This is a genomic window from Colwellia sp. MB02u-14 (assembly GCF_014076915.1).
Lineage (GTDB): Bacteria > Pseudomonadota > Gammaproteobacteria > Enterobacterales > Alteromonadaceae > Colwellia_A.
This window is the reverse complement of the sequence record NZ_JACGUX010000081.1, coordinates 103,405-114,602: the sequence shown is the minus strand read 5'-3', so window position 1 is coordinate 114,602 and position 11,198 is coordinate 103,405. Positions and strand designations below refer to the sequence as shown.

The following is an 11,198-nucleotide window of genomic DNA, read 5'->3' as shown; positions in this document are numbered from 1 at the left end:
TAGAAACATTGGATGTTTGCCGTTCAATATTCGTAACCAACAGAGGCATATTCCACTTATCAAATATAGTAAACTAATCGATTGATAAATGGATTGGTCCAACTATAAGCCATTCAAGCAGGACATATAACAGTTGGCTATTTGCTCCTTCATTGCTTATTTTAGCCAACTATTATTTACCGCTTAAGTAGACGTTAGCATTATAAGGAAATCAATCTTGAAACGGATTTAAATATCACTTGTAAGTATTTTAAGTTTTGCTGCATTATCGGCAAATCAAAACCAATCAACATCTAAAGAATTTGACCTCGAAAATTTTTCAAAGGTTAGTGAGTCTTGTGATTTTGATATTACTAAATGGAAAAATATAGTCGAGGTGTCAAACTCTAATGATGCTATTTTTTCTGGTGACGTATTATTTAAAGTACATGATAAGCAATATAAAACTAAAGAATTATATGTTAAAAATTTCTACATTCGTAAAAACTGTGAAATTAAATCAAGTTTGGTTGTTCTCATAAAATAGTGCTAACAAGCTGTTCAAGCGGGACAAATAACAGGACGTTAGGTGTATATGTAATGTTCAAATCTATATTCTTCGTTGGTTTGCTCTTTATTTCCTTGGTGAGTGAAGGGAGTGTAAACAGAACTTATGTGGTTGTTTGTAAGCAAGATGACGTTTTATCTGAGAAATGGCATTACTTCATCACACTGGCTGATATAAGATTATCTATTATTTCTGAGGGTGGTAACCTTTCGTTAATTAATTTAGATAAATTATTATTAGAAATATTGCATTATTTTTTAAAAGTTAAATGTTTAGATCCGGATATGGTTGAGAGCTTCGGTTTCTTTGAGGAACAATTACAAGATTATCCTTTAACGTCTGAGTATTCAGGTTTAGAAAACTTATTTAATCAAATTAGAAGTAAGGTGGGTACACCTAATAAGCCAATTAAGCAGAACTAAAAACAGTTTTTTCGGTTTCGCTTCGCTTCACATTTTAGCAAACAATTTTTAGCCCCTTATTAGGGCGTTAGTTTTTCATCAATCAGGATTACATTTTGAGATTCGAAAATCACCCAGGAACGATGCCAACGCAACAAATATGGCAATATAGACGAGATTTGTTTGCCTACTATGTTGGGCAAGCTCTCGGAGATAAATAGATCGGTGTATCTACCGATCAAACAAGAATACTAGAGTTGGAATTAGAAAGAGTATTTTGCTCAGGGGCTTGGGTTGCTTGTATCATTTTAGCATGTGCGTCAGGTGAAGTTTATCTTCATGCTAAAGGAGCTAAACGCGAAGCTAAATTTTTAAAACAATATAGACTCAGAGAGGCTTGGATGTCACTTGAGACTCTAAGAAATAAAATAGTCCATAAAAGCGATACACTTTCATATCAAGAATATATGCACACCCCTGAAGACCTAGAAAATGAAGCCAATAAAGCTATTCAAATAGCACTCAAAGTGATTTTATTAGGAATAAGAGAAGAGCTAGATGATTCAATTAAAGTAGAAAAAAAATAACAAGTTGCTTAAACGGACACAAACAGCTGGCTGTGCTCGTACCTCGCTATTATAGCCAGCCATTTTTATCGGCTTAGCAAAGTGTTAGCTGTATAGTTGTAACCTCGAACTTTTGTGATACTATAGTGATACATTATTTGAGTTCTAAATAGGATTTATCATGAGAGTTGAACTTGTTACGACACTTAAGCGTCAAGCTACCAAAATTTTAGCTGACCTTCACATATCCAAAGAACCGGTGTTAATTACTGAGCATGGGCAACCATCGGCTTATTTAGTTGATGTTGACGATTATGAATTTATGCAGCAACGAATGGCCATTCTTGAGGGTGTTGCACGCGGTGAGCAAGCAATTAAAAGCGGTAATACATTCTCGAATCAAGAAGTAAAAGAGAAAATGAGCAAATGGCTGAAATAATTTGGACATCTCCAGCTCTTGATGATTTAAATGATATTGCTGAGTATATTGCTTTAAGTAATATTGATGCGGCTAAGAAATTGACTCACAAAATATTTGATAAAATATCTAGGTTAGAAGAGCATCCTGAATCAGGTAAAAGACCACTTGAATTAAGTAACTTGAATTACCGTGAAGTTAATGTTGATCCTTGTCGTATTTTCTATAAAGTGGATAGCGACAAAGTTTATATATTACATGTCATGCGTCAAGAGCGAGATCTTCGTAGATTTCTTCTACAGAGCTAAATATGGCTAACAAGGCGTATAAACGGACAAAAAACAGTTGGCTGTTTCACTCCGTTCACCATTTTAGCCAACAATTTTTTGCCGCTTAACGTGGCGTTATATGCTATAGGGAGGTTATAATTTTGCGCGCTTTTATTTTATTGTTATTCATATCCTGTAATATGAGTTTTGCTACATCGTTTGCGTTGAGCGGGCCTGTTGAAGAAATAGTGTTAACGCAAAAACAAGCTGTGGAATTAGGGTTTACCCCTCAAATTGAATCTAATAGAGCATATGACTCTATGGTAAACCTAGAAATTACTTACCCTAAAAAAATAAATGAGATTGACTTTTATGCAGCCTTTGCATTGTTATCACAAGATGGGGTAGACATCACATCTAATAAAGTATTAAACAGCACAAAAAAGGTTGTTATTAAGGTTAATCGTGCGGTGGTTACAAATGTTAAAGTATCCTTTTTCTTCGGTAAATTTAAAAAATATATAGTAAGCTACGACTTAAATAGCATATAACAAGTTACTCAAACGGACAAAAAACAGTTGGCTATTTTCACTTCGTTCAACATTTTAGCCAACAATTTTTTGCCGCTTAATGTGGCTTAATGTGGCGTTATGCGGCATTGCGAATTCGATTAAATGTAATTGTGGTAGTTGTCTTTTCTTTATCTTGGTTATTTACGCGTAATTAAATCTATTTCAGTTTTTGGTTGAATAGTTTTTCGCCAAAGCAGGTAAGTGGTAAATTCACTTTTCGTTAGTGGCTCAAAATTCACGGTTTGGTGTGTCGCAATGCTGTGGTTTTTTAAATGTGCATTTTATGTCGCTAATATTTATATAAATTGTGCAGTTTGTGTAATGTAAAAATCGCATAACAAGGCATTCAAACGGACAAAAAACAGTTGGCTGTCTCACTTCGTTTACATTTTAGCCAACAATTTTTTGCCGCTTAAGTGGGCGTTAGCTGCTTCAACTAAACTTGTACATCATCTTGCACAAGTGACTCTTTTTAGTTAGACTTGTCTTATTAAATGTACAACTAAAAATAAGGCTATTATGAGAATTGTATCTTTTACTGAAGCAAGAAATGGGCTTAAATCTGTACTTGATCATGTCGTAAACGACGCTGATTATACGGTAATTACACGTAGAGATTCTGAAGATGCTGTTGTTATGTCTATGGATCATTACAACAGCTTGATGGAAACTGTTCATTTATTAAAGTCACCTGCTAACGTAGTTCACTTAACCCGTTCTATTGAGCAATTTAAATCAGCTCAAGTGATTGAGCGAGAAATATTAAATGACTAGGTTGTTAGCGTGGACCAATGATGCATGGGCTGATTACGAATATTGGCAAGGGCAAGATAAAAAAACGCTTAAAAGAATTAATAAATTAATTACAGACACTAAACGTTCCCCATTTGAGGGGATCGGAAAGCCTGAACCGCTAAAAGAAAATTTATCAGGTTTTTGCTCTAGACGTGTGGATGAATCCAATCGCCTAGTATATGCCGTTAGTGATAGTCATATAACAGTTATATCATGTCGCTATCATTATTAATTATAACCAGTAGCTAACAAGTTGCTCAAACGGAAAAATAACAGTTGGGCATCGCTTCGCAATTATAGCCAACCATTATTTTCCACTTAGCAAGACGTTAGGGACTTATACCGATAATCAGAAGGAGGCACCATGCAAACATCTTGTTCATGTCCATGCGAAGAGAGTGAGGTAATAGTCAAAAATCATCCCGTAATTCGATTTATATGCCATTGCAAAATTTGCCAAGAGGTTTATCGTAAGCCGTTCGCTGATATTGTTGCGGTAAGATCTAACCAAGTGATTAAACCTATTAATCCTACAATCCGATTCGCTAAACATCGTTTTCCACCTGCAGTAAACCGAGGTTTTTGTCCTTCATGCAACAGCCCAGTGGTAGCATTTTTGCCTTTAGCTCCAGCCTTTGGCTTGTCCTTTATCCCAGCAGAAAATTTCTCCAAAGATTATGAATTGCCTAAACCAGTTCTGCATTCGTTTTATGATCGGCGGGTTGATGATGTAGATGATAATTTACCAAAGTTTAATGGCTATTGGCCCAGTCAGTGGGCAGTATCAAGTCGTTTTGTCTCCACTATTCTACGTCTAGGCTAAAACGTGCCTAACAAGAAAATCAACAAGGACTAAAAAGTATGGGCTATTACGCTTCGCTTCATTTAGCCCACAATTTTTAGCCTGTTATTTAAAGAGTATTCACGTTGAAGTGTCCACATTGCGATAAAAAACAAGTCTGTTTTCTAAAACTTTGAATAAATTTGGCAAAGTTAAAGTATGCCCTCATTGCTCTGAAAAATTTAAATTTTTTATAAATTTTAAAGTGGCTGCCATTTTATTTATACCTGTGACGTGGTCTAATTGATATGACTACCCCAGTTAAGACATAATAGACTTAATTGGAGATACAAATGAAAAACTGTAAAACCTATCTAAAAGAATTCAAACTAGATGCAATTGCACTCGTTAGAGATAAAACTACGCTGTAGCAGAAGCCGCTAGAAATTTAGACGTCAGTGCACAAGTGCTTGGTCGATGGATCAAAGAAGCTGAAAATGATGATGGTCATGCTTTTAGAGGGAATGGAAAGCTAACGCCAGAGCAAGATGAAATCCGTAAACTTAAAGCTCAAGTAAAGCGCCTAGAAATCGAGCGTGAGCTATTAAAAAAAGCGACGGTCTTCTTTGCAATAGAAACGAAATAAAAGACTCGTTTGTTACCCAACATAAGAAGATCTGGCCTGTGATACTGATGTGTCGAGTACTGGGTATAAAAAGTAACAATTATTATAGTTATCAGAAAAGAAAGGCTCAAAGACGTACTCAAAAAGCGTTGAATGCACTCAGCTTCCCAGTTAGCCGTGGAAAAACAGCGCAATTAATGAAAGAAACAAACGTTTGGGTACGTTACAAGAAAAAATATAAAGCAACGACAAACAGCGAACACAACAAGCCCGTTTACGCGAACGAACTTGAGCAAGACTTTGATGTGCAACAACCTAACCAAGCGTGGGTGCAAGATATTACCTACATATGGACTTCAGAAGGCTGGCTATATTTGGCGATAGTAATCGACCTGTACTCTCGTAAAGTTGTCGGTTGGAGCATGGGTTCAAGAATGAAAGCTCAACTTGTACCATGGCAATGTGGCAAAGAAAACCAAAGGCTGGACTGATAGTGCATTCAGATCAAGGTGTTCAATATGCGAGTCATCAATATAGACGAATACTCAAGTTACATGGCTTTGTTGGTAGTATGAGTAAGAAAGGTTGCTGCTGGGATGATGCGGTAGCAGAGAGCTTTTTTGGTAGTTTAAAAAAAGAACGCGTGCATTGGCGTAACTATCGAACACGTTATGCAGCTTAACAAGATGTGCTGAACTACATCACGATGTGGTACAACAGCAAAAGAATGCACTCATATCTTGGTTATCAAAACCCCAATGAATTTGAGTGTAAAGAAAGAGAATTGAAAAAGGTAGCTTAGCGAACTTAACTAGGGTGTCTGAATTTAGTTGACCAGGTCAGCCTGTCGTTAAATTGACGTAAACATGTCGTATACAAATAAGGATTTTTTTTACAGGATACAGTTTCGATTTATCTGTGTGAGAAATACAAATGGAAATGATAATAAACGCTGAAAAAGTTATAGCAGAACGTAAAATTAGAGCTTGGAGTCAACAACACTTAGCTGATGCCAGCGCTGTGAGTTTAAGAACTATTCAAAGGGTAGAAAATAATGGTTCTGGCTCTTTAGAGACAATTAAAGCATTAGCATCTTGTTTTGAGTTAAATGTAGATATGTTATTCGAACCTAAAGTTGAAGTTATTAATAAAAAGCCAAAATCAAAGGCTAAAACAAAACCTAAGATAGTAGTTTTCTGTTCATTTATTTTAGCATTACTTAGCAGCGTTCTATTTATCGTGCCAACAAGTATGGCATCCAATTTAACAATTAGTGCGGAGAGTATAAAAACGAATACGCATGAAGGGTACAGTATATACAATAAAAATGTTGTCATATTTTTACCTAAAGGTATGTCGCATAAAGTGGTAATTGACTCTAATTGGAAAACTAACTCATCATCTCCTTCCAGTGGTGGTATTAATATTTATTTAGAGCACTCTGTAATCTCCATTGGTAAAGCTTCAATTACAACAACAGAGAGTGGGACTAAAATTACAACCGAATACGCTAAATTATCAGTGCTTTATTAGCATACCATTAACAAGGGTTTCAAGCGGGACTGCTAACAGTTTGCTCGGTTCCGCTTCGTTACACATTTTAGCAAACTATTATCAGCCCCTTAAATGGGCGTTATTTTTATGAGGAAATATGGATTTATCCCTAGTAATTTCAATAATATCACTAGCCATAGCATTGTTTGTTGCTATCTACTCTATTTATAACATTGAGCGAGACAATTCAAAAATTGAAGCTTGGGCAGAAGTTAGTGTCTTTCGCGGGTTTCATGAAAAAAATGTAGGAACTAAAACTCTTATGGTAACCATTGCAAACATTGGGCGTAGACCTATTATTATTAAAGGGCTTAAAATTGAAGCTAAAGGTATGACCTTTGATATTCCAGCAAAGGAACCTGATGCCGAAGTTTCATATAATATTAACTCCACGTCTAATTACGAGGGTGTTAATGAAAAAATTAGAAAGCAATTTGCTACTAAAAATACTTGTGTGGTATTGAAAGAAGGTGAGTTTTTTGAAAGAGAACTTGCCATATCAGGTAATAGTAACGATTTAGTTGCCTTTATTAATGATGAATTACATGAAGGAGAAAATTTATATATACAAGATATACAGGGGCGTTTGTATTCTGTTGGTAATTTCAAAGGTAAACTAGAGTCCTTCAATAAAAAAACATAACAAACAATTCAACAAATCACGTAACAGTTGGCTGTGCTCATTCTTCGCTATCTTGGCCAACTATTACTTAGCTCGTTAATATGGGCGTTATACGTTATCGATAATAGGGAGTTTTGAATGAGTTCAGTTAAAAGTAATACGGAAGTTTATGAAGATTTTAAAATCAATATAAAATTAAAGATTTCTGCCCTTTGGGTAGCGGTTATGTTTTGTTATGTTTACGGTGACTATATACAGATTTATGTACCTGGAATATTGGCAGATGCTATGGCGGTTAAAGCAACGGCTGAAACTCAATTAGAGTTTTTTGCCGTTGCTTTATTAATGTCAATGCCAAGTGTGATGATATTTTTTACCCTAGTGGTTCAACCTAAGATCAATCGTTGGTTGAATATAATACTGAGCACACTTTATATAGTTATTCTTATTGCAACTAATTTGACAGAAACTTGGGTGTTTTACCTGTTTTTAACTGCGATAGCGGTTCTACTCTCAGTGGCGATTATTTGGTATGCATGTAAATGGCCTAAAGTGGATATATCACTAGCAAGTAACGTATAACAAGCTAATCAACAGGACTAAAAGTGGGAGCTGCTCTGTTCGCTTCGCTCCATTTTAGCCCACTGTCATTTTCTGCTTATGTAATCGTTAGCTGTATTTGTAGTACCCTGCTACTTTTTTAAATATTTCTGTTATTTCAAGAGAGTGCTCAATTTTTCTTAATTCCAATATTTTATTTTGAGCTTTAAGATATGCTTGTTCAAAGGTTTTGTTATCAATCGTTATATCAGTTTTTTTCTGTTTTCCATTTACGCTAATTTGAATATGTAAAATCTTTTTTATCGAACCATTTTTATTTTTTAATGTTCGTTTTAGTCCAATAACTGTTCCATCAGGATGAAATATCTTATTTATATCTAACTGCATACGTATTTGGCGATATAGTCTTTTTTGAGATATTTCTTCTTGTCTTTTCTCTGCTAAAATTTTAGCTTTGTCACCATGCTTGGCAATAGAAAAGTACTCTTGAATACCGAACACCTTATCTTGAATTCTATATCGCTTAACATTTTGTATATTTGGATGTGCCATGACAGTCATAAATGTAATTTTAACCTGCGTTTATTGGAATTAATTATAAATCGTTCATTCCTTAAACTTATAAGCCAGCGGAAGTATAAGTATTTTAATGTAATATTCAAACTTAAATATAAGCTAAAAATGCAATTTCCTTTCTATGCAACATTTAGACAACATGCGGCTAACAAGGCATTCAAACGCTCGCATAACAGTTGGCTATTTGCTCCTTTGTCGCTTATTTTAGCTAACTATCATTTGCCTCTTAGTGGGTATTATGCAAAAGCAATATTACGGAGATTTAATCAATGATTGGCGTAAATGAACTTACTTATTTTTTCGGTTTGTGTACTGTAATAAATCTTGGTGTTTATTGGTCGTAGATTTATTGGAAACTCTGTAGTAGTGGATTATTTACTCAACCTACTAAAGGTGACGTTAAGCTTTCTATGCGTGCGGAGAGTGAAATAAATGCCCACTTACCTATAACATCGATTCAGATACCCTCTTATTTGTTCGGGTAGGTATACAAAATAAATTTATGTATAACTTTCAATTGCCAAATTATGAAAAGATAACGTAGACATGAATGCTTTTGTTGATGCTATGCTAGCTCACCAAATATTAAAAAGTCTGTTTGTACTATAGAAGATATAAAAATCTTTAGAGACTTAAAAATAATGTGTCTTATTGTTATTTTGACGCGAATAAAAATATTACAATGATATACGTAGATAAAAAAGTATGCTTAAAACATAATAATGCGCTCAAACGGCTAATAAACCGTTGGCAGCTAATAAAGCAAAGAGGGTCAGATGGAAAACTTAAACACTGAAGCAGAAATAAGCTTTAGATTTAATCACTTAGATAAGATGCAAGCTTTTACGCTAGAGCGAGAGATATTAGGGGCTATACGTGATAATCATGTTGAAAATAACCGTTATGTTGTTTATGTGCCATTAACAGATAAACATTTTGATGAGATAAATGACTATTATGTACGCCAAAGAGTTGAGATAGATGATTGTGATATATTCATTTCAGTAAGCTCTGGTTCAGGAACTAATACCATTGATATACCCACAATAGTTAATCGCATGCTTAAGTATATTGATTGTAAATTAACCTTTTCATTTACGGTAGTATAAATACTTTATAACTGGACACTTATTACGAGTACCTTAAATTGTTATATTCTTATCTTGTAGATTATAGTTAACTGTTTTTTATCAGTAAGTCAGACGTTATATAGACAAAAGGGTTAGGAGGTATAAATGAAAAACGGATTTACTGGAGTCTTTGCTATTGCATCAGTATTAAAGACATTAGTGCTTTGTGTGCTAACACTTGGCTCATATTTGATGTACAAGCTATATCAATTCTCTGTTCAAATAAACCGGCATACCGAATTAAAAATATCTAAAACTTTTATTTTTATAACCCTTTTTTATATACACTTTCATTGGGTAGCTTACTTCATGCGCTAGCCAATTGGCAGGAACCTGGTATTTTAAATGTTATAATTGGTTTTCATGTAATATCCTCTATTTTCGATGTAACATGGATAATTATGGTGCGTAAACGTATTAATTTAATTGCTGGTGCTACTAAAGGTGACAAACTTTGGTTAAACCCATTTATTACCTCAATATTCCATGTTATTTATATGCAACATAAAATAAACCAAGGTTTGGCTAAAATGCATATAACAAATAACTCAAATACCCACTAAACACCGACTAGTTTATACTTCGCAGCGTTAGTTCATTATTTTTTGCTGTTTAATTACGCGTTATATTTAAAGGAATCTATGCAAAAATTTTCATGGGTCTATGAACAATCTGCCATTGATTGGGAACAATTATCCACATTATATCGTATTGCGCCATTAGGTCATAAACCAGCAGATGACCTTAAAACTGTATTTTCGAATAGTAAATTTAAGTGTTTTATTTTTGAAAACCAAAAACTTATTGGGGTTGGCCGAGCGTTAGCTGATGGACTTGATTGCTCATATATATGCGATGTTGCCATTCATCCTAAATACCAAGGTATTGGGTTGGGGCGTGATATTATTAAACAATTAATTAAATTATCTTTTGGTCATAAAAAAATAATTTTGTATGCGAGTCCGGGTAAAGAGGGCTTCTATAGTAAACTTGGCTTTAAAAAAATGAATACGGCTATGGCTATTTTTAGTAATGAACCGCAGGCAATAGCGGTTGGATTGGTGAGCTCATTATAATCAGGCATTAAACCGAACAATAACAGTGGGTCCTTGTTCGTGCCCTATAAATTTCAGTCAGTTATTCTTAGGCTTTATTAGGTCATACGCACTATACCATTTTTGAGTATTTAAATGATTTCACGCAAACATCACAAAATAGTATTTTCTTTTTTTATGGCGTTACTTATGTCATGTATTATGTCTTTTGTTATCAGTATTTTTAACGTTGGTCTGGTGAAAAATATTGTTGATATTTGGCTAAAGGCTTGGAGCTTTGCTTTTATCATTGCCTTTCCAGTCATCATTATCATCTCTCCAATTGTTCATAAATTGGTAAGCTTTGTCTTGCATGAAGAAGAAAATATCACCTAACAAGTAAAACAGATAAAGTTGATGTTACTTGTTTTAATCAGTTTCAACTGGCTATTATTAGTCACTTTACTGGGCTTGAGTATATTAATGAACCAATCTATTATGGGCTATCATCAGTATGAAGAAGATGATTGAGTCACCCAATTACAATATATTCACTTTCAGTACGTTAGAGATAATTCACCTTTTATATGTCGTCCTTAGGTAACGACAGAAATAGGTCGGCGTGCGATGTTGGGCCACCAATTAAACGTTATAAAGTGTGATTCAAAAGACACACCGAATGTTCAATAAACTACTGCAGGTTAGGTCGTAGTTTACCTACCATAAGCTTCCAACTAATAAAGGTTG

At 34.5% G+C, this 11,198-nt stretch carries 16 protein-coding genes and 1 pseudogene; 16 read left to right on the top strand and 1 reads right to left on the bottom strand.

Features of this window, described 5'->3' with window-relative positions; genetic code table 11:
* Positions 1-579 precede the first annotated feature (579 nt).
* The 12 genes and pseudogenes from H4J52_RS14755 (at position 580) to H4J52_RS14700 (ending at position 7,732) form a co-directional block, all read left to right on the top strand.
* On the top strand, positions 580-969 hold the full coding sequence (locus tag H4J52_RS14755; RefSeq protein ID WP_182225016.1) for a hypothetical protein: 390 nt from the start codon (positions 580-582) through the stop codon (positions 967-969).
* 236 nt (positions 970-1,205) lie between these two features.
* A complete protein-coding gene (locus H4J52_RS14750; RefSeq protein WP_182176862.1) occupies positions 1,206-1,535 on the top strand; it encodes a hypothetical protein in 330 nt (109 codons plus the stop codon).
* A gap of 160 nt (positions 1,536-1,695) precedes the next feature.
* Complete coding sequence (locus tag H4J52_RS14745; RefSeq protein WP_182176863.1) at positions 1,696-1,953, top strand: type II toxin-antitoxin system Phd/YefM family antitoxin; 258 nt, start codon at positions 1,696-1,698, stop codon at positions 1,951-1,953.
* Complete coding sequence (locus H4J52_RS14740) at positions 1,941-2,240, top strand: type II toxin-antitoxin system RelE/ParE family toxin (RefSeq protein ID WP_182179509.1); 300 nt, start codon at positions 1,941-1,943, stop codon at positions 2,238-2,240. The genes H4J52_RS14745 and H4J52_RS14740 overlap by 13 nt, the downstream gene beginning before the upstream one ends.
* Before the next feature lie 122 nt (positions 2,241-2,362).
* Positions 2,363-2,752 carry a hypothetical protein gene (locus tag H4J52_RS14735; RefSeq protein ID WP_182179507.1) on the top strand — a complete coding sequence of 130 codons (390 nt, stop codon included), beginning with the start codon at positions 2,363-2,365 and terminating at the stop codon, positions 2,750-2,752.
* Between the two features lie 540 nt (positions 2,753-3,292).
* Positions 3,293-3,547, top strand: a complete 255-nt coding sequence (locus H4J52_RS14730) for a type II toxin-antitoxin system Phd/YefM family antitoxin (RefSeq protein WP_182179493.1) — start codon at positions 3,293-3,295, stop codon at positions 3,545-3,547.
* Complete coding sequence (locus H4J52_RS14725; protein WP_182179491.1) at positions 3,540-3,800, top strand: Txe/YoeB family addiction module toxin; 261 nt, start codon at positions 3,540-3,542, stop codon at positions 3,798-3,800. The genes H4J52_RS14730 and H4J52_RS14725 overlap by 8 nt, the downstream gene beginning before the upstream one ends.
* A 132-nt stretch (positions 3,801-3,932) precedes the next feature.
* The gene (locus tag H4J52_RS20550; RefSeq protein ID WP_182179489.1) at positions 3,933-4,391 is read left to right on the top strand and encodes a GFA family protein; all 459 of its coding nucleotides are present in this window, start codon (positions 3,933-3,935) and stop codon (positions 4,389-4,391) included.
* A gap of 311 nt (positions 4,392-4,702) precedes the next feature.
* Positions 4,703-5,776, top strand: a pseudogene (locus tag H4J52_RS14715) (IS3 family transposase).
* Positions 5,777-5,907: 131 nt separating this feature from the next.
* Entirely contained in the window at positions 5,908-6,507 is a 600-nt protein-coding gene (locus H4J52_RS14710; protein ID WP_182179487.1) for a helix-turn-helix transcriptional regulator, read from the top strand.
* 118 nt (positions 6,508-6,625) lie between these two features.
* A complete protein-coding gene (locus H4J52_RS14705; protein ID WP_182179485.1) occupies positions 6,626-7,171 on the top strand; it encodes a hypothetical protein in 546 nt (181 codons plus the stop codon).
* A 117-nt stretch (positions 7,172-7,288) separates the two neighbouring features.
* On the top strand, positions 7,289-7,732 hold the full coding sequence (locus tag H4J52_RS14700) for a DUF6326 family protein (protein WP_182179483.1): 444 nt from the start codon (positions 7,289-7,291) through the stop codon (positions 7,730-7,732).
* An 87-nt stretch (positions 7,733-7,819) separates the two neighbouring features.
* Here the strand turns inward: H4J52_RS14700 and H4J52_RS14695 are convergent, their stop codons facing one another.
* Positions 7,820-8,272, bottom strand: coding sequence for a hypothetical protein (locus H4J52_RS14695; protein ID WP_182223885.1), 453 nt, complete (start codon positions 8,270-8,272; stop codon positions 7,820-7,822).
* A 791-nt stretch (positions 8,273-9,063) separates the two neighbouring features.
* Between H4J52_RS14695 and H4J52_RS14690 the strand changes: the two genes are divergently transcribed.
* The 4 genes from H4J52_RS14690 to H4J52_RS14675 all read left to right on the top strand — a co-directional run bounded on the left by H4J52_RS14690 (position 9,064) and on the right by H4J52_RS14675 (position 10,847).
* Positions 9,064-9,396: a hypothetical protein gene (locus H4J52_RS14690; RefSeq protein ID WP_182179480.1), complete on the top strand. Its 333-nt coding sequence runs from the start codon at positions 9,064-9,066 to the stop codon at positions 9,394-9,396.
* Between the two features lie 422 nt (positions 9,397-9,818).
* Positions 9,819-9,980 (top strand): hypothetical protein, encoded by a 162-nt coding sequence (locus H4J52_RS14685; RefSeq protein WP_182225014.1) that lies wholly within the window; start codon positions 9,819-9,821, stop codon positions 9,978-9,980.
* A 78-nt stretch (positions 9,981-10,058) separates the two neighbouring features.
* Positions 10,059-10,493: a GNAT family N-acetyltransferase gene (locus H4J52_RS14680; RefSeq protein ID WP_182179476.1), complete on the top strand. Its 435-nt coding sequence runs from the start codon at positions 10,059-10,061 to the stop codon at positions 10,491-10,493.
* 114 nt (positions 10,494-10,607) lie between these two features.
* Positions 10,608-10,847, top strand: a complete 240-nt coding sequence (locus H4J52_RS14675; protein ID WP_182179474.1) for a DUF2798 domain-containing protein — start codon at positions 10,608-10,610, stop codon at positions 10,845-10,847.
* Positions 10,848-11,198 lie beyond the last annotated feature (351 nt).

Coding starts and splice junctions, on each gene's coding strand:
- H4J52_RS14685 (WP_182225014.1), top strand. CDS start 9,819: ATGGTGCGTAAACGTATTAATTTAATTGCTGGTGCTACTAAAGGTGAC.
- H4J52_RS14755 (WP_182225016.1), top strand. CDS start 580: ATGTTCAAATCTATATTCTTCGTTGGTTTGCTCTTTATTTCCTTGGTG.
- H4J52_RS14695 (WP_182223885.1), bottom strand. CDS start 8,272: ATGACTGTCATGGCACATCCAAATATACAAAATGTTAAGCGATATAGA.
- H4J52_RS14725 (WP_182179491.1), top strand. CDS start 3,540: ATGACTAGGTTGTTAGCGTGGACCAATGATGCATGGGCTGATTACGAA.
- H4J52_RS14710 (WP_182179487.1), top strand. CDS start 5,908: ATGGAAATGATAATAAACGCTGAAAAAGTTATAGCAGAACGTAAAATT.
- H4J52_RS14740 (WP_182179509.1), top strand. CDS start 1,941: ATGGCTGAAATAATTTGGACATCTCCAGCTCTTGATGATTTAAATGAT.
- H4J52_RS14730 (WP_182179493.1), top strand. CDS start 3,293: ATGAGAATTGTATCTTTTACTGAAGCAAGAAATGGGCTTAAATCTGTA.
- H4J52_RS14705 (WP_182179485.1), top strand. CDS start 6,626: ATGGATTTATCCCTAGTAATTTCAATAATATCACTAGCCATAGCATTG.
- H4J52_RS14680 (WP_182179476.1), top strand. CDS start 10,059: ATGCAAAAATTTTCATGGGTCTATGAACAATCTGCCATTGATTGGGAA.
- H4J52_RS14690 (WP_182179480.1), top strand. CDS start 9,064: ATGGAAAACTTAAACACTGAAGCAGAAATAAGCTTTAGATTTAATCAC.
- H4J52_RS14745 (WP_182176863.1), top strand. CDS start 1,696: ATGAGAGTTGAACTTGTTACGACACTTAAGCGTCAAGCTACCAAAATT.
- H4J52_RS20550 (WP_182179489.1), top strand. CDS start 3,933: ATGCAAACATCTTGTTCATGTCCATGCGAAGAGAGTGAGGTAATAGTC.
- H4J52_RS14675 (WP_182179474.1), top strand. CDS start 10,608: ATGATTTCACGCAAACATCACAAAATAGTATTTTCTTTTTTTATGGCG.
- H4J52_RS14700 (WP_182179483.1), top strand. CDS start 7,289: ATGAGTTCAGTTAAAAGTAATACGGAAGTTTATGAAGATTTTAAAATC.